The following is a 24,193-nucleotide window of genomic DNA, read 5'->3' on the forward strand; positions in this document are numbered from 1 at the left end:
TGACCGACCTGATGCTCCGCACGGCCGCGGCGAGCGATGCGGATCTCGCGCTGCCCGACGACTTCGAGGCGGTGCTCGACGACACCTCGGTGCATCGTTCGACGATCGGCTGCGTCATCCCCGCCTACAACGAGGAGCAGTCGATCGCACAGGTGATCGAGTCACTGCTCGGTCAGACGCGGGTGCCCGACGTCATCCACGTCGTCGTCAACAACACCTCGGACGCCACCGTGAAGATCGCGTCGCAGTACGCCGGTCCGCACGAGATCACCACCGACCTCGGCGAGCAGTTCACCGAGGTGTTCGTGCACGACATCGGAAAGAACCCCGACAAGAAGGTCGGCGCACTCAACTACGGCTACACCCTGGTCGAGGGCTACGACTATCTGCTCGGTGTGGACGGCGACACCGTCGCCGGCGCCCGCGCGGTCGAGTACCTCGAATCGGAGGCGACCTCCGACAGCCGCATCGGCGGCATCTCGGCGATCTACTCGATCGACGACAAGCCCATCACGGGTCTCGTCCCGAAGTTCCTCATCACCGGTCAGCGCTCGCAGTTCGCGGCGTTCAACATGCACAACCTGCTGCGCGGGCGGAACATGGCGGTTCTGGGCGGACAATTCTCGATCTTCTCGACGCAGGCGCTGCGCGAGGTCATGGCGCAGAACCACCAGTCGACGCCGTGGGTCAAAGACAGCGAGGTCGAGGACTCGCTGCTGTCGCTGCAGATCAAGAGCGCCGGCTTCCTCACCAAGATCAGCCCGTTCGCCCGCGCCGACGTGGGCGGTATGACGACCATGCGGGCCTTGGACGCCCAGCAGGTGAAGTGGACGTACGGAGCGATCGAGCTGATGTGGCCCGGCCAGCGCGGCGACACCAAGGGGCAGCCGTTCCACCCGAACCTGCGGGTGCGGTGGCTCGAGAACTTCGGGATGCTCACGAACATGTTTGTGCGCCTCGCGTTCCTGATGCTGCTGGCCGGCTCGCTCTCGATCGGTGCCTTCGTCTTCTCGCCGTGGTGGCTGTTGCCGGTGGGCGTCGCGATTCTGCTGAACCTGCGCATGGCGCTCTCGATGCGAGACCGCAACGCGCGCGACATCCTTTTCGCGGTGATGTTCCTGCCGGCCGAGATCTACATGTGGCTGCGACTGAGCTACTTCCTGCGTTCATGGACGCGATTCCTGTCGCGCAAGAAGGTCGACAACTGGGCCATGCAGGCCAAGGCCGAACGGGGCTCGGGCAGCGGTCATTGGACGCCGTTCGTCATGATCGTCGCCGTGGTGATCGCGCTCGCCGTGGTGTGGTCGATGCTCGACCCGGTCGTGCAGTCCACGATCCTCTGGATCGGCTGGCCGATCGTCGGCGTCGTGACAGTGGTGCAGACCCTGTCGATGTTCTTCAAACTCATCCGTCGTCAGCACGGATACAAGGTCTGATGCGAACCCGAATCGCATCAGAAACTGGGGAGCGCCGTTAGCTGGGGAGCGCGGCGCAGGGGAGAAAGAGGAGGCATCCGGCTTCTGGGGAGACGGATGCCTCCGCTTTCGCCCTCCCCGGTCAGGCCGTCTCGGACGTGAGGCGGTAGCCGACGCCTCGGACGGTCTCGATGTAGGTGGGGTGGGCGGCGCTCTCGCCGAGCTTGCGGCGCAGGTTGGTCATGTGCGCCTCGACGGCCCGCTTGTCGGCATCCCCCACGAAGTAGCTGGTGACATACGACTCGCCGCGCAGCACCAGCGTCAGGTCTGCCTTGCTGCGCACGCGTCGCTTCGACTCGAGCAGCGTGGCGAGCAGATCGAACTCGGTGCGGGTGAGGTCGAGCTCGGCACCATCGATCGTCACGATGCGGTTCTCGGGGTGCAGCCGAAGGCCGCGGTGCACGAGCCATTCGTTCGCCGCGCCGTCGATCGGGGCCGGCTGGTGGGCGGATGCCGCAGCATCCGGCGTCGTGCCCGTGGTGGCCTCAGGCGTCACTGCCGTCGAGCGGTCGGCGGTGGGGCCGGATGTCTCCGCCACGACGTGTGTACCGGCTGCGGGTGCGCCTGGCGAAACGGTGGGGACAGCCGACGTCGCCGGTCGGGCCCCCGGGAAGGAGGGGCCGACGCTGCCCTGGGTCGGGATCGTCGTGGCGGGTCCCGCGATGCCGGGCCGTGCCCGACGCATCGCGGCGTCGATGCGTGCGCGCAGCTCGCGGGGGCGGAAGGGCTTCAGCAGGTAGTCGTCGGCACCGGCGCCCAGGCCCGCGATCACGTCGGCTTCGTCGCTCAAACCGGTGAGCATGATGATGTACGTGTCGGACTGCGCGCGGATGCGCTTGGCCGCCTCGAAGCCGTCGATGCCCGGCATGTTGACGTCGAGGGTCGTGAGCAGCGGCTTGTAGGTGAGAACGGCGCGCACCCCGTCGATGCCGTTGCCGACCGAGACGGTCGAGAAACCGGCGGATTCGAGCACCTCGGCCAGGATGTGCCGGATCTCGGGGTCGTCCTCGATGATGACGGCGGTCTGCAGGTCGCCGGTGACGGACGTCATGCGCGGTGGGGTCCTCTCGTGAGATCGACGTGCCCCGGACCCCAACCCCCCAGCAGCGGCCCCCGACGCATGCGGCAAGTACCCCGATGCTACACAACCCCGCCGGGTCGACCGGGTCTCACTCGGTGATCGCTTCGCGGGTCAGCTCGACGGCGCGCTCCGGCCACCAGTCTCCTGCCGGGGGCCCGCCGCCGCAGGGGCCGTCGCTCTCGCCCGGGGGCTTGATCCACAGGTTGGTGTCGACGGCATCGTCGCCGAGGGTTCCGCCCGATTCGCCGACCAGGCGGCGCGGCGGATTGCACCACTCCCCGGTCGCTCCCGCGCCGTTGCGCGAGGTGTCGATGAGGGCGTGGAGCCCGTCCAGCTGCTCCGACAGCTCATGGGCGTATGCGACCTCGTCGGAGGTGGCGTTGTAGTTCGACACGTTGGTCGCGAAGCCGCGGATGCTCTTGAGGTCGAGTCGCGCGATGAGGTCGGCCATCTCGGCCACCGGCAGCCACTCCGAGTGGCCGCCGTCGACGTAGATCCACGTCGCTTCGGCGGCGAGGTCGTCGATCGCGTCGTCGAGCTGACGGATCCGGGCGGCGATATTGCCGTCAGGGTCGGCGCAGTCCGGCGCGAGGGCGAGGCTGTCGGGCTCGAGAACAACGATCGGAGACACGTCTGCCGCAGCGGCGAGCGCCTCGCCGATGGTCGCCGTCCACTCGCCGTACGCCTCTTCATCGAGCCCGCCGGCCGAATGATTGCCGCAGTCGCGCCCGGGCAGCCCGTACACGACGACCGCGAGCCGCGCGGACTGCGCCCGGGCTTCGTCCGCGAGGGCGGCGATCCGTTCGGCCACGACATCGGTCGGATCGGCTTCGGGGGTGAGCCAGAACGCGGTGGGCTGCTCGGCCAGGTACTGGGCCGCGGCGTGCTCGGCGGTGCCTGGGGAGGCGGTGGCTGCGGCATCTGTCGCCTTGGAAAGCTCGGAGGCGACAACGACTGTTCCCGGCCCTGGAGGTTCGGCCGTCGAAGCCTGCGCGGTGAGGATGCCGATGACGACGGCGGCGGCCGCGAGCACCACGACGCCGATAACCGTGATCAGGGCGATCGCGCGGCCGCGGGTGTGTGCCATGGAGTATGAGGTTACTGTGAGAGCCCGTCGGATCCACCCGTCGGATACCCGCTCGCCATACTCGCGCCCTAGGCTGGTGGCCGACATGAAGGTGATCTCGTACAACTTGCGCAAGCATCGCGCCGTCGGCGAGCTCGTCCAGCTGGTCGAGCGTCACGGAGCCGACGTGCTCTGCCTGCAGGAGGCCGACACGTCAGATCTGCCACCGGTGATCTCGGGCCTGCGGCTGGCCGAGTCCACGCAGCGCAACCGGCTGGGCCTGGCGGTGTACTACCGCGAGAACACGTATCACGCGGTCGACGTGCGCGCTTTGGCGTTGAAGAAGTCGCTGCACGATCGGGTGCTGAAGCCGGCGGAGGAACGGATGCTGGGCGTCCGGCTGCATGACATCGACGAGAACCTCGACCTGATCGTGGCGTCGTTCCACGCGGCGCCGCTGACCGCGTTGAACTCGTTGCGGCGCCACCAGATCCGCACGGCGCTGGCTGAGCTGCAGCAGCTCGGCGAGGGGCTGCCCTCGTTGATGGTCGGCGACTACAACTACCCGGTGTTCAAGGAGCATCTGAGCCAGCACGTGCGCGATCAGGGGTATGAGCTGAATCTCAGCGACTCCCGCACCTATACGCGGTATCGGTTCTTCCGCGGCCATTACGACTTCGCGACGTCGATCGGCTTCGAGATCGACCGGGTGCGCACGCTTCCTCAGGGTCTCAGCGATCATCTGCCGATCCTCGTGACGGCGCGGCCGACTGCTGGGGTTCACCGCGCGGTCGCGGCGCAGAGCGGCGTCGCCTGACCCTTCTGGTTGCCGCGGGGGTATCGTGGCGTCACGCGCGGCATCGGGGCGGCGCCCGATGAGAGGGATGGCCCGATGGATGCTGAGGCGCGGGTGTGGCGCGATGCGCGGCTGTGGCTCGTCGTCTATGTCGTGGCGCTCGCGCTCGTCGCGTTCTGGCCGGTTCCCGTCGATCGCGGGGCGCAGGGGCTGCTGGCCGCGATCACGCGGGCGGTGCCCTTCCTGACGTATGACGTGATCGAGACCGCGGCGAACGTGGTGTTGTTCGTGCCGCTGGGTGCGTTGCTGGCGCTGGTGCTGCCGCGGCGTGCGCCGGTCGTGCTCGGCATTGCGCTGGCCGCGACGGTCGTGATCGAGGTCGCCCAGGCCGTGCTGCTGCCTGAGCGGACGCCGAGTCTGCGGGACATCCTGGCGAACCTGTGCGGCGCGGCGGTGGGTCTGGGCGTCGTGCTGCTGCTTCGACGGCGTCAGCGCCCCGTGAGCCCCGTTCGTTGAGCGAGGAGCTGTAGCGACGAGACGAGACGCCTTTGGGCTTCGTGGGAGGTTCGGGGTGTTTCGTCTCGCTTCGCTCGCTCAACGACCGAGGGCGCGAGTAGAGGACGCGAGGGGCGCGGTCAGGCGGCGTAGTCGAAGCGGGCACGACCGCCGAGGCGCGGAGTGCGGGCGGAGTCGACGTGGGCAGGCGGAATGAACCACACGCGTGCCCTGGTGCCGGCGCCGTCGATGCGGATGTCCCAGCCGTTGTCGTGGATCCGGTGATGGCAGGACTCGCAGAGCAGCACCCCGTTGGAGAGGTCTGTCGGTCCGGCATCCCTGGCCCACCATCGGATGTGGTGGGCCTTGGTATGGGACGGTGGTGCGCCGCACATGGCGCAGCCGCCGTCACGTTCGACGAGCGCCAGCCTCTGAGGCTCGGTGTAGAGGCGCTTCCGGCGGCCCCAGTCGAGGATTTCGCTCTCGGAGCCGAACACGCACGAGATGATGCCGCCGCCGCCGGCCATGCGCCGCGCGGTGGCGACCGAGATCGGCTGGGTGAGCCCGTCGATGGTGGCGTATCCGGTCTCGTTCACGAGGTCGGTGTGGTCGATGCGCACCACCACGGTCGCCCCCTGGGAGGGGAGGTCCTTGCCGGCGCAGCCGAGGGCATGCGCGGCCAGGTGGGCGAGCGCGTCGGCCTGAAGTTGCGGGATCGTGGGGCGTGCAGCATCCGGTGCGTTCTCATCCCGCTGCGCGGCGAGCTGGGCGCTCACGTACGTCTCGATGTAGGCCTTGACGGGGGCACCGTGCTCGGGGTCGAACTTGCTGTTGACGACGAGCATGCCGTTGCGGTCTTCGTACATGTGCGTGGACCGCTCGGCGCGCAGCTCGTCTTCGCGGCGAGCCACGCCCGCCGGGTCGAGAAAGGCCTCGGCGCGTGCGACGAGCTTCGAGAATTGGTCGGCGGCAAGTCCCGGCGCCTTCTCGACGAGGGTTCGTTCGGCCTCGGTGAGCGCGTCGGGTTCGGCGCGCAGCGCGACACGGTCGAGCATCGTGATGATCGCGCTCGCGGCGGGGGAGCCGATGAGGCCAGCCTCGAGTGCCGCGGCGACGAACGGATGCCGTGCCGGCTTGGTCTCGCCGGTCAGAGTCATGCGCGGCGCGGTCGCTTCACCGACCTTGACCAGGCGTGCTGCCTCGCCCGAACCGGAACCGGTCACCGACGCGATCAGCGCGGTGGGGTTGCGGAAGCCCTGCGTCTTCGCCAGCCCGGCCGGGCCCAGCTCCGGACGGGACTGTCGCGCGATCTCTGCCGCCACCCGCGCCCGGCCCGCGTCGAGCAATCGCTGCGCCTCTGCCAGGCCCTCCATCAGCTTCATCAGTGCGCCCGGCGCTAGAGACTCGATCGCCTGCTCGCCCCACACCGCGCGCGCGGAATCCACCGCTGCGACGAGGGGAGCGAGGTGATCGGTCACAGAACTAATGTACGAGAGTCCTCCGACATTCGGCGCGCCCAATGTCGTACCTGTGGATAACCCAGAAGGGCCCTGACGCCTACCGCAGCGTGGGGTCGGGGTCGTTCCACTTCTCGACACCCTGCACCACCCAGAACGCGAAGAACAGCACGAGCGCGGCTGTCTCGATGATGAGCACGACCGGGATGCCGTGGGGGTCGGCCAGCGCGAGCAGAAGGATGTACGCCACCAGCACGAGCGCCAGCCCCACGGCGATCGCGGTGTACAGCACCCGGTACACCCGCTCCGGCGGAACGGTGCGTCGCGGGAAGGCGCTGCGCACAGCCACCGCGGCGAACAGCGCGAAGAACGCCACGGTCGCGACGAAGTGCCCGTACTCGAGGAACGTGCTGCGCGCGAACGCCCAGGTCAGCCCCACGGAGACCAGCACGACCACCGCGACCACGAGCGAGAACCGGATCGCGGCGAGCGAGACCTGCCGAAGCGCAGCGAGCAGCACGGCTACCAGCACCGTGATCGTGCCGACCACGAGGTAGGTGCCGACGCCGTTGGCGGCATCCGGTTCGTACTCCGCAGGAAAGCAGCGCTGCGTGCACGAGGCGACGACTCCGGGGACCGACCCGGCGGCCACCGGGGTGGGGACCACGGCGATCAGCGGCGCGAACAGGGCCGCGGCATCCAGCAGCCCCCGTTCGGCACCACGGCCCGAGAGCGCGAAGAGGGCGAGGGCTGCGGCGATGAGGGCTCCGACGAACGCGTTGCGCGCGGGAGTGTAGAAGTAGTCGCTCACCGAGGAGAGCCAGCCGACGCCCCCCGCGGCCCCTCCACTCGCCGCTGGCGCGTCGAGCGGAGCCTCCGGCAGCGTGGGCCCAGCCGCGGCCAGGCCCACCGCGACGAAGATGACCACGACCGTGCCGGCGAGCCCGATGCGCAGGTAGCGGTAGGTGCGCTCGAGCGACGTCGACAGGGGGACCGTCATGGCCCCGACCATACCGGTGCCCGCGGACGCCCCCGGGTCGCCACCGCCCCCCGTTCGTTGAGCGAGGAGCGAAGCGACGAGACGAAACGCCTCGAGCTAACGAGCGGGTCGGGGCGTTTCGGCTCGCTTCGCTCGCTCAACGAGCGGGTGGGGACGCGCTCAACGAGCGGAGCCGGATCGGACGGACCCGCACTCAACGAGCGGAACCCCGTGAAACCGCGAGTCAGTCCGAGTCGCGTCGGCGGCGCACGATGGCGGCGATGCCGAGTGCCGCACCCGCGGCGATGAGGGCGCCGCCACCGATCCACAGGCCGAGCATCGACGAGCTGTCGAGTCCGGTCACGGGCAGGCCGTCGGCGCCAGTGATCGAGACGGCGGCGGTGCCGCCGGCCGAGGTCGACGAGATGGCGGCGATGTTGTAGGTGCCGGTCGCGTTGGCCGGCATCGTGATGCCCACGCGGGGGAGCGACCCGTCCGCCCCGGACGAGACGACCTCGCTCGCCGTGGTGATCGCGAAGCGCACCATGCCGATCGTGGCGGCCGCGCCGTTCTCACCGGTGATCGTGACGGTGACGCTCTCGTTGCCCGAGAAGGTTCCGGCCGCGCATTCGAAGGCGATGGTCGAGCCGGGCTCGGCGGTCGCGGGGCTGGTGGTGCAGGCGCCGGACGGCGGGTAGATCGTTGAGGCCTGCGCGGCAGCCGGAGCGCCGAAGACCGCGAGGGTCGCCACTGCGGCTACGAGGGCGGCGCGGCGCGCGGTACGCAGACGTGTGGCTATCATCATGCTGATCCTACGGAGTGGCGCAGGTCGAAGCAACTTGCTCGGGCACGGTGATCGTGGGCGTGCTCACGACCTCGATCGTCGGGGCGCCGGCGGTCGAGGTGTGGGCGGTGATCGCTGCGGTCATGGACTGCCCGGGGGCGAGGTCGACCGAGAGGCTCACGACCCGCCGCCCCGCGTGCATGCCGCCGCCGAATCCCGACCCGTCAGAGGTGGTCGCATCCGCCAGCTCCCAGCCCTCGGGCAGATACACGTACGCCACCGTCCGGGTGACGCCTGCGGGCACACCGAAGTTTCCGCCGCCAGTGATGTAGTCCGGGAGCGAAGCGGCATCCGCGGGCGCATTGTTGGCGATGGTGACCGACATGGTCGCATCGCCGACGGCCAGCCCCGAGGTATCCACGCTGCACTCGTTCCACGTGACGGTGCTCGTGGCGGTCTGGTAGAAGTCCATCTTCGAGCCGGTGCCGTCGTTGAGGTACACGCCGAAACGCGCGGTGGCGGCATCCGTCACCGGCAATCCCCCGGCGAGCGTCGTGTCGGCCAGAAGCGCCTGCTCGTCTTCGTGAGCGCTCCACAGCAGCAGGCGGCGCTCGTCGCCGGCCCTCCCCAGCGCCTGCACCAGCGCGGCCGGGTCGACGCCGCCGTTGGAGAGCCGGTCGAACACCATCGCGGCCGCGCCGGCGAAGAAGAGATCCTGATCGGCGGGGCGCTCGTAGCGGTGATACACCTCGTTGAGCAGCAGGGGCACCGCGGATTCGGTCGTCAGCACGTCGCCGGTGGGCAGCTCGATCGGTCCGGTGGCGGCGAGAAGATACGACAGAGCCACCGGGTCGAGCGCGATGACGCCGTCGACCTGCTGGCCGCCGTGCTCGCGGGCCCACATCTCGCGCGCCAGCGCTGCCGAGACGGCGAAGTCGGGCACCTGGGTGACGTTCTGGATCCAGCGGCCCGGTCGCTCGCCGTAGATCGGCGTGATCTCATCGCCGAGGGGCAGCACCGAGGTGTCGTAGCGGCTGTAGTCGCTCGAGGACTCCTGCGCCGCAAGGCTCAGCGCGCCGCCGTCGGTGTGCAAGAGCGCCATGGCACCGGGGATGCCGCCGAGCGAGCGCCACTCGGCGTTGTTCTGGAACAGCACCAGGTAATTGCGGGGGCCTTCGGCGCCGAGCATGGCGGGCAGCAGCGTGGTCGCTCGCGAAAGGGCGTCGGTCGCAACGCCGGTCTCGGCGAGCAGGGCGTCGACCTGGTCGACGGCATCGCGCACGGGAGACAGCAGCGGGGCGCGATCGATGGCCGAGACGGATGCCGCGGCACCCGTGATTCCGTCGGCGGCCGTGTGCGCGGCATCCTGAATCTGCGTGATCGCGGTCAGGTCGATGCGACCGCCCTGCGGGGTGAGGGCCTCGACCGAGAATCCCGAGGCCGCGTCTGCCAGTGGGGCGAGGGCCGTCGAGGCGATGTCGTCGAGGGATGCCGCCACGGTCGACACGGCCGAGAGCTGCGGGCCGATCCACGGGACTCCCTCGGCCAGTCGCCACACCGGGTCGGAGGTGAGGTCGTGCGCGGCGGCCGTGTGGGGTGCGATGTCGGCGACGACGTCGGCGGCAGCTGCCGGGTCGGACAGTTGAGAGCCGACACCGGATGCCGCGGCCTGCGCATCGCGCAGGTGACCGTAGGCGAGGGCACCGCGCACGCCGATCCAGGCGATCACGAGAACGGCGGCGATGAGCACGCCGGCGAGGATCCAGGCGAAGACGCGACCCGCTGTGCGCGCAGAGGAGGGCAGCGGGGAAGTCACCGCACTACCCTACGATGCCCGCCCGAGCGTTGCCCGCCCTCGTCGCTGCACCTAGGTGACGGCGGCGCGCGGCTTCGGCCGGGTACGGATGCCGGGAGCCGGCGGTTCACCGGTCGTGCCCGAGTACACCTCGAACAGCGGTTCGAGGGCGTCGATGGTGGGGTGAAGCGGCGCCGGCGTGGAGTCTAGGAGCGGGTTGGGGCCGAGCGCGCTGGCGGCGGGTTCGACCAGTGGCACGGCGAAGCCGCGCGAGGGCGTAGGCGGCAGAGCCGCGTTCGACCGGGCGAGGATCTGCCACTTCGAGAGGTACTCGACGGGTTTCCAGGGTGCGATATTTCCCGGTGCGAGGTTGAGCTGGTGCGCCCAGAGTTCCAGCCGCAGCTTTCGGATCTGGCGGGGGTGACTCCAGGCGATGTTCACCTCGGTGTCGACCGCGAACCCGCGGCTGTTGAGGTTGGCGGTTCCGATCGTCGCGAAGACGTCATCGACGAGCATGATCTTGCTGTGCACGTAGATGGGTGGTGTGTCGGGTAGTGAGGGAATGGTCGGGGTCTTCGTGCGCATCGTGAAGAAGCCGGCTCTCTTGGTCGCCGTGAGGTCGGCGATCAGCTCGGCGCGGATCACGCGGCCGCGATGCGTGAAGGGGTCACTGAGGTCTTCCTCCGGCCGTTCCGGCAGCACCACGATGACCCGCAGGGCCGGCGATGCCGCGAGGGCCTTCTTCAGCCAGTCGCCCACCTTCGCCGAGCGAAAGTACTGGTTCTCGATGTAGATGTAGCGCTTGGCGCTGAGAATGGCGGCTTCATAGGATTCTTCGATGTCGCCGCGCAGGACGTCGGGCAGCGGTGGCAGACCCGACCCGGCTGGTGGATCGTCGAGGAGGCCGGCGAAGGTGCGGACGAGCTGGACGACCGAGGTGTGAGGTCTGGACTTCGGCATTGGTGCGACCACGACCTGGTTCGCAGGGCCGAGGGGGAGCTCGCCGAACGGGGGAGCGAGCGGGTTGCGGCCGGCGATGTACGAGACGGAGACTCCGTAGTACAGGTTCCAGATCCCCTGGAAGAACCGCGAGAAGTCGCCGACGATGTCGCCTTCGAGCATGCAGTTGACGTCATGGGTCAACCCCCTCGGGTCGGGCACCTCATGCTCTTCGCCGTCGAGGATGCGGCCGTTGAGATTGCTGCCGCCGACGACCGCTTTCAGGCCGTCGATGATCGCGAGTTTCACGTGGTGGCTGGCTGGGCACATCGCGCGGGGCAAGGATCCGCGCGAGACGAACGGGTCGGCCACGGCGGCGGTGAACTCGATGTCGGCCCACAGCCCGGGCGAGTTGGAGAACTGTGCGACAGCACCCACGCGATCAGTCTTGGCCATGGCGTTCAGAGCCTTGATCACCTGCTTCAGTTGTCGATCCTGCACCCGTCGCATCACCTCGGGGCTGGAAGTCGTGAGCCCCTGCAAGGAGTCGGGGGTGAATTCCGAGCTCGGCAGGGCGCAGACAACCTGGAACTTGTCTCGATCGAAACCGGGGTCGCCCGAGGCGCGGGCATCGGCCGCCACGACGAGCCGGCGGTAGGCCGCCCAGCTCTGCAGGTGGCGTACGGGGTCACCCAACGGCTCCACGTCGGTGAGGAAGACCCGCACGTCCACCCCGGCGGCGGCGGCCTCGAGCAAGAGCTCTCCGAACTGTGTGAATCCGACTGCCCTCGCTGCGCGCGACTGCACGGGGAGCGCTGGTTCCAGGTGCCAGTACGCGAGGTGGATCGAGTCGGCGGCACCCAGAATCGCCTCCTCGATGGCGACCGCCGTCGCGGTGCCGTCGATCACCGGGGTGACGTGACAGCTTCGACGCGGCGGCGGCCGGAAGTGGTGGTCGGCGCCGGTCTGCTCGGGCAGGAATCCCGCCGGCATCGAGGTTCGCGCCATTCACACCCCGGCCGCGTGCATGTCAGTCGACGGGAAGCCAGCGACCGTCGTCGCCCTTGACCCACTCCGGCAGCGTGTGGTCGGGTCGCAGTCGCACCAGCGTCGTCGGAATGCGCACCTCCCACGGTTCCCCCACCGGCGTCTCCGCGAGGCCGATCGTCGAGGGCAGCCGCAGGTCGGTTGCACCGGCGACCGGCTCGCGGCTCGCGGTGATCTCGTCAAGCAGGGCGACGTAGTCGTCGCTGACCACTTCGGGCGGGTCGCCACCGTCCCAGATCCCGTTCCCCTCGAGAAAGTGCAGCACGGCGGCTTCGTAGCCCGGTGCCACGGCGAACCGCACGAGTGCCGCGCCGGCGCTCACGAACAGCGCGTGCAGCGGATCGGTGTCTTCGAACAGCATCCGCGCCCACGAGTCGCGTGTGGTCCAGAAGTAGGGGAGCAGCCGCCACTCGAGGTTGGGCCAGTCGATGCACTTCTCCCAGAATGCGGCGTAGCGTCCGGCATCCATCGCTGCAGTGAAGTTGAACTCGGCGGCCTGCGGCGACAGGGCGACACCCGTGTTCGCGAAGTGCTGCCCGGTGAGCATCGAGGTGCACAGGCGCTTGATCTCTTGATGTTCGAGCTGACGGTTGATGCCGGGATTTCGGCCCGTGGGCACGATGTCTTCTTCTGCCGCGAGGACGGCCAGCTTCTCTTCATAGCGAGACCGCTGTTCTGCGAAGCCGCGCTGCAGGGCGTCGTAGGTCTCGAGTTGCCACCTCTCGAAGGAGTGCCAGGTGAACACGCAGTCGATCGTCACCGTGGCGGTGAACAGCGTGACGTTGTTCGCTGCCACGGTGACCGGGATCTCGCCGGCGATCCCGGGGAGCGTGTCGGTGTAGTCGCTGTCGATGTCTCCCTCATCGCCGCCGGCGTCGGTGACGCGGCGGAACAGGGTGCGTTCGGCCACCGACACGATGACGTCATGGGGCTCACCCAGTGGACCGTAGGACGCGATGTCGACCTGACAGCTGGTGGCCTTGTAGCCCTCTGGCACCGCGAGCAGCACCTCGTCGGTGTGAACGCCGGCGCTGCCTTCCTCGGGCGTGAAAGCGAAGGTGTGCCCGATGCGCTGCGCGTACCCGGGTGGTGGGGCGACGCCTTCCGCGGCATGCCGCTTCACGTAGGCGGCGTAGTTTCCGCGGGTCAGGTCGCTCGGCTTGATCGTGAGAGCCGGTGGTGCCGCAATGCCTTCGGTCTGGGCGATCTGCGATTCGATGGCGCGCAGCAGCAGCGCAGAGGGCTCGGGCACGACGCATTCGAACAGCACCCGCAGGCCGTAGTTGTACAGCTGCATCTCGTAGACGCGGTCGAGCCACTGATAGATGCCGATGGCGTGCTCAGTGCCTTCGGTGTTGTCGAAGCCGTGGCTGTTCTTCTCCTCGAACTCCTCGATCGTCTTTCGGGTCTGCTCGGTGCGCACCCGCGTGCTCAGCTTCTGCACCGTACGGTCGACGACTTCTTTCGCGACCGTCGACACCAGCGCGTTGGTCTGCTCCGTCGAGGTCGATGTCTCGTAGCCCGTCGTGGCTTCGACCTGCACGAACGGGCCGTAACCAGCCGAGATCGAGGTGCCGAGGCTGAAGCGCTTGTCTTCCTTGAGCGTCTGCTCCATCTCGGTCTGGACTTCGTTGCGATCGGTCGTCTGCAGGTCTCGTTCGTGCTCCTGCGTCTCTTCGCGTTCGATGACGAAGGTCTCTTCGCTTCGCTGCAGGCGACGTGTCTCGCGGCTCCGGGTCTCGGTGCGCATGACGTTCTCGACGTGCGAGATCTCACCCGCTTCGTACCGCTTGATCTGCTGGCGGGTCACCAGCAGGTCTCCGACGCCCAGTGGCCGAAGCGGGCCCACGGTGTCGGGCGGTCCTGAAGAGGGATCGGAAAGGACGGCGGGCCCGAGTGGGCTCGAGGTGCCGTGCGCAGGGATCGTCGAACTGCTCACCCGCAGGCGCGGTGGTGTGAGGTCGAGGCCGACGGCTTCGGCGAAGTTCTGGGCCACCAGGAGCTGTTCGGCCTCCAGCCGTGTGACCAGCTCACCGATGGGTGACGACGCGGGGTCGATGCGCAGCTCATCGAAGAGCGCGAGCGACTCCGCCGAGAGTTGGGAACGCGCGCTGTCGGCGAGCACGATCACATCCCGCGTCGTCCGTTGCGGGCCCCCCGCGATCGCGGAGGTCAGCGCTGTCGCTCCTGTCGCTCCTGTCGCTCCGGTCGGTCCTGTCGCGGCGGTCGACCGAGGCTGCGGTTCGGTCGGCTGCGCTCGCGCGACGGTGAGGCCGTATCCGGCCATTGAGGCGATCTCGAGCGCGGCGCGGTCGATCCTGCGGGAACGGGCGTCGAATGAGGCGGCTGTCGGGGCGTCCTCCTCCGGGTCAGGCGGCGGCTGAACGTCTTCGGGTTCTTGGGGTGGAAACAGTTCGGGTGGCAGTGCGATCGGTGCGGTCAGCACCGTGATGGGGCTGGCTGCGGCATCCGTCCCGTCGTCAGCGAGGCGGCGGATCAGCTCCATGGTGCGCAAGATGGAAGACACTCGCTCCAGCGGCACCCGCCTGGACGGCTCAGCGAGTTTGAGTGCGATCAGCGCGTCGCGCAGGAACGCCTCGTCGTCGTTGAACTCGCCGTCGTTCGCGAGCACGACTGGTGAGAGCCCCAGCACGTCTTCGACGATCTGGGTGGATTCCGCGGCCGATTCGGGCCGGTCGTCGATCAGGTGCCGCCGCAGCCGGGTGTAGTCGCGCGTGTTCTCGATGGCGCGCAGCCGTGCCTCGAGCGATGCGCCGTCGAGAAACCTTCTGGCGCGTGCGCGCATCGCCACGCGGGGCTGAGGCCTACCCAGAGCGTCGACGAGATCGGCGACGAACGGCGACTCGAGCGCCGACAGTGCGACGGACATGATCGCCGGCCGCCGTCGAGGCGCGCGCACAGAAATGCACCGGAACACCTCAGTGGGAAGAGACATGACGCCGACCCTGGACTCTGTCCGGCCGACCGCCGGACGGCGAAGCACCCCCAGTTTCCCACCGGGGCTGCACCCGGTCAACGCACCCCGTGCCGAGCCACCATTCCATGGCTGTTCGCACGGCGGGAGCGGCTAATAGCCATCGCGCAAGTAGGCTACATTGATGTAGGTTACATGCATGTCTTTGACGTCGATTCCCCGTGTGAAGGTTCTTGATGGTCTGGCCCGCGAGCTCGCGGCAGTCCGCGAAAGCGGTCGTGCTCGCATGGTCGCGATGCGAGGGCGCCGACAGATGGGCAAGTCCACGGCGGCAGAGCAGTTCGTCGCCGGCACGGGAATTCCATACGTGTTCGCAACCGGGTTGTATCGTCAACCGGTGAAAGCGCAGCTTGCGGCTGCCTCAGAGGCGTTCAGAGAGTCTGCACACCCATTGCCGGGGCTCGACGCTTCGGCGGTGGCTGAAACGTGGCGTGAATGGCTGGGACAGGTGGCGCTCGCCGCAACCGAAGGTCCCGTCGTCGTCGTCCTCGACGAGTTTCCCTGGATGGCGGGCGGAGACGCCTCGAGCCTTGCGAACCTGGAAGGAATACTGCAGTCGTCGTGGGACCGGACGCTGTCAAAACTGCCGGTCCTGCTCATCCTCATCGGGTCAGACATCGCAGTCATGGAGCAGCTTGGGCAGCACGACCGGCCCCTCTATGGGCGGTTTCAGCCGCTTGTCGTGCCTTCGCTGAACCCGGGCGAGGTCGCACAGGGGATGGCCGGTGCAGCATCGATCGATGTCTGGGATGCATACCTCCTCACCGGCGGGTACCCGCGACTCCTCAGTTCTCTCGCGATGACCGGAGACACGCCCGCGCAGTGGGCGCGGCGCTCACTCTCGGATGCGACCGCGCCGTGGGTCGTCACCGCCCGGCTTGCCTTCGATGCCGAGATCGCCGACAGTGCGGCCGCATACCGTGTGCTCTCGTCTTTGGGGGCGGCGGAGCGCGGAGAGCTCAATCTGGGATCGGTCGCTGCGAAGACCAGTACCACCGGCGTCGCGACGAAGACGGAGCAGACGGCGGCCCTTCGTGCCCTGCACCATCTGCGTGAGAAGGGGCTCATCGACGTCGACGAGCCGGCATGGGCGACGTCGTCACGTTTGCGCCGGTATCGGGTTGCCGACACGTACCTGCGGGTGTGGTTCCGCTATGTCGAGAAGCACCAGGGCGTGATCGCGCGTGGCCGCGGAGACATCGCAGCCAACGCGTTCGACCGCGACTGGCCCACGTTTCGGGGCATTCTCGTCGAACCGGCAGTGCGCGAAGCGCTGCTCCGGATCGCCCGGACCGACGCCAGGCTCGCCGGAACGGAAGACGTCCGACCGTGGTGGACCCGTGACGGCCAGAAGGAGGTCGATGCTGTCGGAATGGGGCGCTACCGCAGCACATTCATCGGCACGATAAAGTGGCGCGTCTCGCGAGGAGTCACCGAGAATGATGTGCGTGCACTGATCGCCGCAGACACCCCGCGCGCCGATGACGCCGCCGTCGTGGCTGTATGCCCCAGCGGTGAAGTTCCGTCATCCGCGGTGGGGTTTTCTGCCGCAGATCTCTTGACAGCCTGGAGCTGAACTGCCGGCCCACTGCGGGGCAGAGCGGCCCCTCGCGCGTTGAGCCTCCCGCCCCCTCGTTCGTTGAGCGAGCGCCCCCACCCGCTCGTTGAGCGAGCGAAGCGAGACGAAACGCCCCCGCCGCGCCCCCTCTACGACCCGAAGTACTCCCGAGCCGAGCGGGTGTAGAGCAGGATCAGTCCGATGATCGACAGGATGCTGCCGGAGATCGCCGACCACAGGCTCTCACCGTTGAACATGCCGAGCACCTCGAGCACGATGTTGATGATGAACACGATCGTGGCGACCGTGCGGGCGGTGGAGTTGCCCTTCCAGAGACCGACGCCGACGATCAGCGTGATGATGCCGATCGCCAGGCTGAACCACGCGATGAGGGCCACGGGGGTGATCACCAGGCCGGCGATGATCACGAAAATCGAGGCGATGATCTGAATGAGGCCCGACAGCCAGGCGATGATGGCGACGATGGTCACGCCGACGGGACGTTGTGCCATGAGAATCTCCTATGCGAGGTGGGAGTTACTGTGTGCTGGCACTCACCGTAGCGGCGACCCGCGCCGAGCGCGAGAGGTCCGAGCATCTCTGTTCCGGCGGGGTTCTCGATCAACCCTCCCCCGGGCCGAGAGCCTCTGCCCCGCGCGGACGACGTACACGGATCACCGGGTGCAGGTGATCTGGGCAGGGATCCCCTCGGCTTACTCGGGGGCGAGAACGAGGGGACCCCAGGTCCGCCGTGGCACTGTGAGTGGGAGCTCGGCCGCCGGTGGACTGCCCTGACAGTAATCCCTGGGACGCGATGACGTATCCGGGTCTACCCCGATGTCGCGCCCCGAAACCCCGTAAGCTTCGCGCCCGGATGCCCGCCTCGTCAGCCGCCGATCCCGCTGGGCCTAGGGCCGTCCCATGCCGTAGTACGTCCAGCCGGCTGCTCGCCACGCGGCGGCGTCCAAACCATTGCGTCCGTCCACGACGACGCGTCCGGTGGCGAGGGTCGACGCGTGCTCGGGCGAGAGCTCGCGGCGGTACTCGTCCCACTCGGTGACAAGGATGAGAGCGTCTGCGCCGCGGATCGCCTCGTCTCGGTCGGGTACGTAGTTCAGCTGCGGGTGCAGACGCTGGGCGTTCTCGAGGGCCGCAGGGTCGGTGATCGTGACCCACGCGCCAAGACCGTGCAGTCGCACCGCTACGTCAAGGGCGGGGGAGTCGCGGATGTCGTCGCTGTGCGGCTTGAACGCTGCGCCGAGAACGGTGACGTTCTTCTTGAACACCGATCCACCGAACGCGTTCACGACGAGGTCGACGGCGCGATCGCGTCGGCGCAGGTTGATGGCGTCGACTTCACGAAGGAACGCGACGGACTCGCCGCGGCCCAGTTCCTCAGCGCGTGCCGAGAACGCTCGAATGTCTTTCGGGAGGCATCCGCCGCCGAACCCGATGCCGGCCCCGAGGAAGCGACGGCCGATGCGTTCGTCGTGCCCGAGCGCGTCGGCGAGCTGGGTGACGTCGGCCCCGGTGACCTCGGCGATCTCTGCCATCGCGTTGATGAACGAGATCTTGGTGGCGAGAAAGGCGTTGGCGGCCACCTTGACGAGCTCAGAGGTCGCTAGGTCGGTCACGATAAACGGTGTGCCCTTGGCGACTGCCGGGTGGTACACCTCGCGCAGGACGTCGGCCGGGTTGACTTCCCCGTCCCCAGTCGTTGCTTCTGCCCCGGTCGTTGAGCGAGCGAAGTGAGACGAAACGCCCACAACCAGCCGGTCGGGGTCGATCGTGTCCTTGACCGCCCATCCTTCGCGCAGGAACTCCGGGTTCCACACCAGCGTCGCGCCCGTGGCCTCGACGCGCGGCGCCAGCTCGGCCGCGGTGCCCACGGGAACGGTCGACTTGCCGGCGACGATGTCACCCGGCGACAGGTAGGGGAGCAGCCCGTCGATCGCGGCGTTCACGTAGGTGAGGTCTGCGGCGTATCCGTCCTTCTGCTGCGGCGTGCCGACGCCCACGAAGTGCACCTTCGATCCGGATGCCGCGGCCATGTCGGTGGTGAACCGCAACCGCCCCGACTCGATGCCTTCGGTGAGGATTTCCTGCAGGCCGGGTTCGAAGAACGGCGCCTCACCCTTGGATAGGGTCTCGATCTTTCGTTCGTCGACGTCGATGCCGACGACGTCGTGACCGATGGATGCCATGGCTGCCGCGTGCACGGCCCCGAGGTACCCGCAGCCGATGACAGACAGACGCATGCTTCTCCGTTCCCGACTAACGAAAGCAACGGGACCATTCCTACCAGACTCATGCGGCGTCGATGTTTCGCGGGGTGAGCTGGCCCAGCAGGCTTGGGGCGCGGCCCGCGTTCCACGACAGAATGGCGGAGTGACGTTTTTGCCCGACGAGCTCTATGCAACCATCGAGCAATCGATTCCCATTGCGTGTGTTGACTTCGTGCCTATCCGTCGACTCAACCGCGGTACAGAGGTCGGGCTCATCCTTCGAGAGTCGCCGTTCGGGCGCGTTTGGTGCCATCTGGGCGGTCGGATCCATCGTGGAGAAACGATCCGGCAAGCGATTACGCGGCACGCCGTTACCACGTTGGGAGTGGACGTCGTGCTGTCCCTCGATCCGCAACCCGACTTCGTCTACCAGTGGTTCCCCTCCGACATCGCACCGCGCAACGGCACATCTCACGGCGACGACCCCCGCAAGCATGCCATTGGCCTCTCGTATGCCGTCGAGTTGGAGGCGCAACCAAGCCCTCGAGGTGAAGCGCTCGACTTTCAATTCGTGAGCGCCGAAGGGCTCCCTGTGCGCACGTGGCCCGGCTCTACAGAGCTGATTCGCGAACTCGTGCGGCGATCGACGTGACCTTCCCACCACTGCAGGAGCGACGCCGGAGCGAGTCGCCAGCGCCTCAGGCGACGTCGAAATGGGTAGGGACATAGTCCCCCACCCACCAGTCTGCGATCTCGGCCATCGTCTGAGTCGCGCTTACGTGTTCTGGGCTGGCCCGAAACACTTCGAACGACTCGGCATCGTCGAACGCCGCGTCCTCGATCACGATTCTGCCCTTCCGCTCGTCTAGAGAACGCGCGACCGACCAAGACCGTACGCTCGGAAGCCTTGCAAGTGCCCGGAGGCTATCCATAGCTTGCTCAATGCGCAGCTCATCAACCTCGTCATGCACGCGAAACAGCACGATGTGACGTAGTGCCATGCCTACTGCCGGATCGACTCGGCGTGATCCCGGTACCACGCGACGGTGCGCTCAAGACCTTCTTCGAGCGTGATTTTCGACGTCCATCCCGCCTCGGCAAGTTTGGACACATCCAGCAACTTCTGTGGAGTTCCGTCGGGTTTGGTCGTGTCCCATTCGGTCTCGCCTTCGAAGCCGACGACACCGGCGATCGTCTCAGCGATCTCCCGGATCGTGACGTCGCTACCCGTACCGACGTTGACCTGCTCAGGGCCGTCATAGTGTTCGAGCAGGTGGAGCACTGCGTCGGCCATGTCGTCGGAGTGCAAGAATTCCCGACGAGGGGTTCCGGTACCCCAGTTCGTTACTGCGGCGGAGCCGGTCTTCGCGGCCTCGTCGTAGCGACGAATGAGGGCGGGCAGCACGTGGGAGCCCTTCGGCGAGAAGTTGTCGTTCGGCCCGTAGAGGTTCGTCGGCATCGCCGAGATCCACGGCAGGCCGTACTGGCGGCGTACGGCCTGGACATTCAGAATGCCGGCGATCTTCGCGATCGCATACGCGTCGTTCGTCGGTTCCAAGTGTCCGGTGAGCAGTGAATCCTCGCGGATCGGTTGTTCCGCGAACTTCGGGTAAATGCACGATGAGCCAAGGAACGCAACGCGCTCAACGTCGTTGGCGAGCGCGGCATCGAGGACGTTCGACTGTATCCGAAGGTTCTCGCTGAGAAAATCGACAGGATAGGTGCTGTTCGCGAGGATGCCGCCGACCTTGGCCGCGGCGAGCACGAGGTACTTGGGTCTGATCTCGGCCATGTAGGCGAAAACCGCGTCGCGATTCTTCAGATCGAGCTCGGCCGATGACTTCCCAACGACGTTCGCGAACCCGGATGCCTCAAGCTTGCGGACAATCGCTGATCCGACGAGCCCGCGATGGCCTGCGACGTAGAATGTTGCGCCCCGGTCGAGTTCGCGTGGTTCGTAGGCAACGCTGTCCGGTGCCGCTGTCACTTCACGACCATCGACGGGTCTGAGTTCCACGAGCCGAGCGTGACGGTGTCGATCCACTCGGGGCCTTCTGCCAACGCCTTCACGTCGGCTTCAACCATGAGCCTCGCCAGTTCCTTCCCATCGATGGTCGTGGTCCAACCGAGCTTGTCAGCCGCCTTCGTCGGGTCGCCGATCAGGGCATCGACCTCGGTGGGGCGCAGGTAGCGGTCGTCGAACTTGACGAACTCTTGCCAGTCGAGTCCAACATGACCGAAGGATGTCTCGAGGAAGTCGCGGATCGTGTAACCGACGCCTGTTGCGAGGACAAAGTCCTCCGGTTCGTCAACCTGCAGCATGCGCCACATTCCTTCGACGTACTCGGCGGCATAGCCCCAGTCCCGGATCGAGTCCAGGTTGCCAAGGTAGAGGTCCTCCTGAACGCCCGCGTGGATGCGGGCGACGGCCCGTGTGATCTTCCGCGTCACGAACGTCTCGCCGCGCCTTGGAGATTCGTGGTTGAAGAGGATCCCGTTCACCGCAAACAGGCCGTATGCCTCACGGTAGTTCTTGGTGATCCAGTAGCTGTACAGCTTGGCCGCCGCGTAGGGCGAACGCGGGTAGAAGGGCGTCGTCTCGTTCTGCGGAGGTGGCGTGGCCCCATAAAGTTCGGACGTCGACGCCTGGTAGAAACGCGTCTTGACGCCCGAGAGGCGGACAGCCTCCAACAGGCGGATCGTGCCGGTGCCGGTGGTGTCGGCGGTGTGCTCAGGCTCGTCGAACGACACCCGCACATGCGACTGCGCTGCGAGGTTGTATACCTCATCAGGGTTGATCTCGGCCATCAGGGTGACGAGTCGGGCACCGTCGCTCAGATCCCCGTAGTGCAGAAAGAGCTTGGCGCTGGGATCGTGGGGATCGACATAGAGGTGATCGATGCGGTGCGTGTTGAAGGTCGACGCGCGGCGGATCAGACCGTGCACCTCATACCCCTTCGCAAGTAACAGTTCGGCGAGATAGGAGCCGTCCTGCCCTGTGATGCCGGTGATGAGTGCGCGCTTGGTCAACTTGATCTCCATCGTGACAGGTATCGATACAGGTATGGCGACCTAGTAGCCTGTCGCCGGACCGAGCTTCGAACGGGTCGGGCTTCACCATATATCGGTTGAACGCTACGGGTTCGTTTCTCGTGTTCGAGTCCCTCAGTTGGTAGGTGTCGCGAGCAGAGACGTTGACTCCCTTGGCCGGTGCGCGCCGGCCTTTCACCCGGCTCGTGGAACACTCCTGCGCCGGCGGGCGACTTTCCGATCGACCCGCGCTAACATCCGAAGGTCCGAAGATCACAGGCTGGATGATGGCGTCCGCCGCGTCGAACAGGAGAGACGTGACGACCACCAAGGAAGCGATCTTCATCGCAGGCCTGCAGCGGAGCGGAACGACCCTGCTCGGCCGTCTCATGGCTGCTCACCCTGACATCACCGGGTTGATCGGCACGCCTACGCGCGAGGACGAGGGACAGTTTGTACAAGACGTCTATCTAAGTGACCATCAGATGGGCACCATCAACGGACACGTGCGGGGTCGCACGTTCAGATGGGTATATCATCCGGAGGCCCATCTGACCGAGGATGACCTCGCTGATCGCCCCGATGCCGCAGCAAGACTTGTCACGGCTTGGGGGCCCTACTTTGAGAAGCCGGGCGCGCCGTACTTCGTGGAAAAGTCGCCGTCGAATCTCACCCGTGCCCGATTCCTGCAGGCGGCCTTCCCAAGCGCCCGGTTCGTGGTCGTCACCCGCAACCCAGTGGTGCAGGCTCTTGCGACTCGTAAGTGGCTTCCGCGCCACATGCAGGTGGGAATCGGCTTAGATCCAGTCGTTGCGCATTGGGTCAAGGCAATGGAAACTTTTGCGGCGGACGAGGCTGCGCTCAACAAGGTCATGGTGATTCGTTACGAACACTTGCTTGCCAACCCCGACGATGTAATGGACGGGGTATGGCGGTTTCTCGGTGTGCGCAAGGTACCGCTCGCACCGGGAAGCGTGCGTGACGAGAACGCCCGGTATCTGCGGTACTGGGCAGCGATGGAGCAGGGGTTGGGTGCGCTGGGTAAACTCGAGCCATTGAACCCACCGACGCGACGGCTGAGCGCGATCCCACGCACATTGGAGCGAACGGTGGTTCCGTTCGTGGGGAAGAGAACCACGACTTCGGTGAAACGGAAATTTGCCGAGCCGGTTGCCAGCTTCGGCTACTCCTTGAGCGATCTCAGCATGACTACTCAGTGGCCTCTTCCGCTCACGGCCGCGAATGGCGTCGTCTGAAGGCGGCGTCATTGCCTGCGAATGGTCTCCATGAACGCGGACACGAACTCATCCGGGCCCGCGAGATCGAGCGGTGCGCGGTGTCGTACGGTCGCCGTTTCGACAGCCACACGCATAGTCTCGGTCAGAGCCTGGTCGGTGAGCGGGCAGTACAGCGCTCGATCACCCAACAGTTCGATGGCTTCAGCTAGTGCCGGGGTGCCTGAGGCCACGACAAGAGTGCCCAGCGCGACCGCCTTGCCGAAGATGCCGCTAGGAGCGTCGTTCGAGTAGACGGCTGCGACGACATCTACCGACGCGACAGCCGAGTCCAGCTCGACATCACTGAGGAAGCGGTTTTCCAGATGGACGATGTAGCCGCGTTCGCGTGCCTTCGCGAGTGCGCCCTGCAGTTCAACCGCATAGCCATCGTGCACCTTTCCTGCCAGCAGGAATCCGACTCGATTCGGCGGAGCAGCTGACATCACTGCATCAAGTACGCGCGTTACGTTCTTCCGCGCATGGATTGCTCCGAATACTCCCACCCATACACGCTCGGATTGTTGATCGGTTACGGGGAGGAACTCAGGGTGGCAGCCTTCCGCGCGAGCGATCTCGACTGGATCGGGGGCAGCCGCGAAGCCGCGCCACTGATAGTCGGAGGACACCGGCACGGATGGCGAGAGGACTCGTACCTTGCCGCCTCGGGCAACGAGTTTCACGGCCGCTCTCTTGGGATTCGAGAAGAGGCGACCTGTTTCGGCGGGCACGCGCATTACGAGGACTCCGACGCGTCGCCGTTCCCTTGGGCGCAGGAGCCAGAGGAATGGAACGACCTGGTCGCCTTCCGGCAGCAACACCGATGCGCCCGGAAACTCTCGCAGGACCCTTCGTAACTGGTTGATCACCCAGAGTGGGTAACGGGAGGTGCCTACGTGACGACGGACTCCAAGGTCGAATGTGTCAACCTTTACCTCCCTCTCAAGGACCTCCCGGTACTCAGCGGAGCCGAACGTGTCGGACGCTGTGGCTAGGGTGCAGGCCATATCCCGTTCGCGCAGCCACGACGCGATCCATCGCGCGTAGTGCATGCGATGGCCCGTGTGATTGGGCTCGAGGACGATCACGTGCTCTTTAGGCACCGGAGACTCCTTGCGCGCGGACGCGTTGCAACAGCAGATCGCGGGCTTCGGTGGCCGCTCATCAGCGATGGTACTTTGATTCTGTTCTGGGTCT

The 24,193-nt window shown here is 66.8% G+C and carries 20 protein-coding genes; 6 read left to right on the top strand and 14 right to left on the bottom strand.

What is annotated here, in order from left to right:
• Nucleotides 1–11: 11 nt before the first annotated feature.
• Nucleotides 12–1,436 carry a glycosyltransferase family 2 protein gene (locus K0817_RS16155; RefSeq protein WP_219982794.1) on the top strand — a complete coding sequence of 475 codons (1,425 nt, stop codon included), beginning with the start codon at nt 12–14 and terminating at the stop codon, nt 1,434–1,436.
• A gap of 121 nt (nt 1,437–1,557) precedes the next feature.
• On the opposite strand, the gene K0817_RS16160 is transcribed toward K0817_RS16155, so the two are convergent.
• Nucleotides 1,558–2,526, bottom strand: a complete 969-nt coding sequence (locus K0817_RS16160; RefSeq protein ID WP_219982702.1) for a response regulator transcription factor — start codon at nt 2,524–2,526, stop codon at nt 1,558–1,560.
• Nucleotides 2,527–2,644: 118 nt separating this feature from the next.
• Entirely contained in the window at nt 2,645–3,643 is a 999-nt protein-coding gene (locus tag K0817_RS16165; protein WP_219982703.1) for a glycoside hydrolase family 6 protein, read from the bottom strand.
• Between the two features lie 85 nt (nt 3,644–3,728).
• On the opposite strand from K0817_RS16165, the gene K0817_RS16175 reads away from it, so the two are divergent.
• Both K0817_RS16175 and K0817_RS16180 read left to right on the top strand, forming a co-directional pair.
• Nucleotides 3,729–4,439 carry an endonuclease/exonuclease/phosphatase family protein gene (locus K0817_RS16175; protein ID WP_219982704.1) on the top strand — a complete coding sequence of 237 codons (711 nt, stop codon included), beginning with the start codon at nt 3,729–3,731 and terminating at the stop codon, nt 4,437–4,439.
• Between the two features lie 75 nt (nt 4,440–4,514).
• On the top strand, nt 4,515–4,934 hold the full coding sequence (locus K0817_RS16180; RefSeq protein ID WP_219982705.1) for a VanZ family protein: 420 nt from the start codon (nt 4,515–4,517) through the stop codon (nt 4,932–4,934).
• Nucleotides 4,935–5,053: 119 nt separating this feature from the next.
• On the opposite strand, the gene K0817_RS16185 is transcribed toward K0817_RS16180, so the two are convergent.
• From K0817_RS16185 to K0817_RS16210, 6 genes are all read right to left on the bottom strand, one after another.
• Nucleotides 5,054–6,391, bottom strand: coding sequence for an HNH endonuclease signature motif containing protein (locus tag K0817_RS16185; RefSeq protein ID WP_253735444.1), 1,338 nt, complete (start codon nt 6,389–6,391; stop codon nt 5,054–5,056).
• Between the two features lie 79 nt (nt 6,392–6,470).
• Nucleotides 6,471–7,370 carry a hypothetical protein gene (locus K0817_RS16190; RefSeq protein ID WP_219982706.1) on the bottom strand — a complete coding sequence of 300 codons (900 nt, stop codon included), beginning with the start codon at nt 7,368–7,370 and terminating at the stop codon, nt 6,471–6,473.
• 223 nt (nt 7,371–7,593) lie between these two features.
• Nucleotides 7,594–8,151: a cell wall protein gene (locus K0817_RS16195; RefSeq protein ID WP_219982707.1), complete on the bottom strand. Its 558-nt coding sequence runs from the start codon at nt 8,149–8,151 to the stop codon at nt 7,594–7,596.
• Between the two features lie 10 nt (nt 8,152–8,161).
• Complete coding sequence (locus tag K0817_RS16200; RefSeq protein ID WP_253735445.1) at nt 8,162–9,949, bottom strand: DUF4012 domain-containing protein; 1,788 nt, start codon at nt 9,947–9,949, stop codon at nt 8,162–8,164.
• Between the two features lie 51 nt (nt 9,950–10,000).
• Nucleotides 10,001–11,875, bottom strand: a complete 1,875-nt coding sequence (locus K0817_RS16205; protein ID WP_219982708.1) for a phospholipase D-like domain-containing protein — start codon at nt 11,873–11,875, stop codon at nt 10,001–10,003.
• Nucleotides 11,876–11,897: 22 nt separating this feature from the next.
• Complete coding sequence (locus tag K0817_RS16210) at nt 11,898–14,870, bottom strand: hypothetical protein (protein ID WP_219982709.1); 2,973 nt, start codon at nt 14,868–14,870, stop codon at nt 11,898–11,900.
• Nucleotides 14,871–15,324: 454 nt separating this feature from the next.
• Between K0817_RS16210 and K0817_RS16215 the strand changes: the two genes are divergently transcribed.
• Nucleotides 15,325–16,485 (top strand): DUF234 domain-containing protein, encoded by a 1,161-nt coding sequence (locus K0817_RS16215; RefSeq protein WP_253735446.1) that lies wholly within the window; start codon nt 15,325–15,327, stop codon nt 16,483–16,485.
• Between the two features lie 131 nt (nt 16,486–16,616).
• On the opposite strand, the gene K0817_RS16220 is transcribed toward K0817_RS16215, so the two are convergent.
• On the bottom strand, nt 16,617–16,979 hold the full coding sequence (locus K0817_RS16220; protein WP_219982711.1) for a hypothetical protein: 363 nt from the start codon (nt 16,977–16,979) through the stop codon (nt 16,617–16,619).
• Between the two features lie 396 nt (nt 16,980–17,375).
• Nucleotides 17,376–18,725 (bottom strand): UDP-glucose/GDP-mannose dehydrogenase family protein, encoded by a 1,350-nt coding sequence (locus tag K0817_RS16225; RefSeq protein WP_219982712.1) that lies wholly within the window; start codon nt 18,723–18,725, stop codon nt 17,376–17,378.
• Nucleotides 18,726–18,855: 130 nt separating this feature from the next.
• Between K0817_RS16225 and K0817_RS16230 the strand changes: the two genes are divergently transcribed.
• The gene (locus K0817_RS16230) at nt 18,856–19,344 is read left to right on the top strand and encodes a DUF4916 domain-containing protein (protein ID WP_219982713.1); all 489 of its coding nucleotides are present in this window, start codon (nt 18,856–18,858) and stop codon (nt 19,342–19,344) included.
• A gap of 46 nt (nt 19,345–19,390) precedes the next feature.
• Here the strand turns inward: K0817_RS16230 and K0817_RS16235 are convergent, their stop codons facing one another.
• The 3 genes from K0817_RS16235 to gmd are packed head-to-tail and all read right to left on the bottom strand — an operon-like array spanning nt 19,391 to nt 21,722.
• A complete protein-coding gene (locus tag K0817_RS16235; protein WP_219982714.1) occupies nt 19,391–19,693 on the bottom strand; it encodes a Dabb family protein in 303 nt (100 codons plus the stop codon).
• 2 nt (nt 19,694–19,695) lie between these two features.
• Nucleotides 19,696–20,709, bottom strand: a complete 1,014-nt coding sequence (locus K0817_RS16240; RefSeq protein ID WP_308211911.1) for a GDP-L-fucose synthase — start codon at nt 20,707–20,709, stop codon at nt 19,696–19,698.
• Nucleotides 20,676–21,722 carry a GDP-mannose 4,6-dehydratase gene (gene gmd / locus K0817_RS16245; RefSeq protein WP_219982798.1) on the bottom strand — a complete coding sequence of 349 codons (1,047 nt, stop codon included), beginning with the start codon at nt 21,720–21,722 and terminating at the stop codon, nt 20,676–20,678. Before gmd ends, K0817_RS16240 begins: the two co-directional genes overlap by 34 nt.
• A 317-nt stretch (nt 21,723–22,039) precedes the next feature.
• Here gmd and K0817_RS16250 point away from each other — a divergent pair, with 317 nt between their 5' ends.
• Entirely contained in the window at nt 22,040–22,978 is a 939-nt protein-coding gene (locus K0817_RS16250) for a sulfotransferase (protein WP_219982715.1), read from the top strand.
• A gap of 8 nt (nt 22,979–22,986) precedes the next feature.
• Here K0817_RS16250 and K0817_RS16255 read toward each other — a convergent pair whose 3' ends face one another.
• The gene (locus K0817_RS16255) at nt 22,987–24,099 is read right to left on the bottom strand and encodes a hypothetical protein (protein WP_219982716.1); all 1,113 of its coding nucleotides are present in this window, start codon (nt 24,097–24,099) and stop codon (nt 22,987–22,989) included.
• Nucleotides 24,100–24,193 lie beyond the last annotated feature (94 nt).

Origin of the sequence: Microbacterium sp. HD4P20, assembly GCF_019449275.2 — a bacterium.
Classification (GTDB): Bacteria; Actinomycetota; Actinomycetes; order Actinomycetales; family Microbacteriaceae; genus Microbacterium.

Bases quoted from the DNA above. Each gene is read 5' to 3' on its own strand.
- K0817_RS16205 (WP_219982708.1), bottom strand. From the start codon at position 11,875: ATGGCGCGAACCTCGATGCCGGCGGGATTCCTGCCCGAGCAGACCGGC.
- K0817_RS16175 (WP_219982704.1), top strand. From the start codon at position 3,729: ATGAAGGTGATCTCGTACAACTTGCGCAAGCATCGCGCCGTCGGCGAG.
- K0817_RS16195 (WP_219982707.1), bottom strand. From the start codon at position 8,151: ATGATAGCCACACGTCTGCGTACCGCGCGCCGCGCCGCCCTCGTAGCC.
- K0817_RS16180 (WP_219982705.1), top strand. From the start codon at position 4,515: ATGGATGCTGAGGCGCGGGTGTGGCGCGATGCGCGGCTGTGGCTCGTC.
- K0817_RS16160 (WP_219982702.1), bottom strand. From the start codon at position 2,526: ATGACGTCCGTCACCGGCGACCTGCAGACCGCCGTCATCATCGAGGAC.
- K0817_RS16190 (WP_219982706.1), bottom strand. From the start codon at position 7,370: ATGACGGTCCCCCTGTCGACGTCGCTCGAGCGCACCTACCGCTACCTG.
- K0817_RS16235 (WP_219982714.1), bottom strand. From the start codon at position 19,693: ATGGCACTACGTCACATCGTGCTGTTTCGCGTGCATGACGAGGTTGAT.
- K0817_RS16155 (WP_219982794.1), top strand. From the start codon at position 12: ATGCTCCGCACGGCCGCGGCGAGCGATGCGGATCTCGCGCTGCCCGAC.
- K0817_RS16220 (WP_219982711.1), bottom strand. From the start codon at position 16,979: ATGGCACAACGTCCCGTCGGCGTGACCATCGTCGCCATCATCGCCTGG.
- K0817_RS16165 (WP_219982703.1), bottom strand. From the start codon at position 3,643: ATGGCACACACCCGCGGCCGCGCGATCGCCCTGATCACGGTTATCGGC.
- K0817_RS16225 (WP_219982712.1), bottom strand. From the start codon at position 18,725: ATGCGTCTGTCTGTCATCGGCTGCGGGTACCTCGGGGCCGTGCACGCG.
- K0817_RS16210 (WP_219982709.1), bottom strand. From the start codon at position 14,870: ATGTCTCTTCCCACTGAGGTGTTCCGGTGCATTTCTGTGCGCGCGCCT.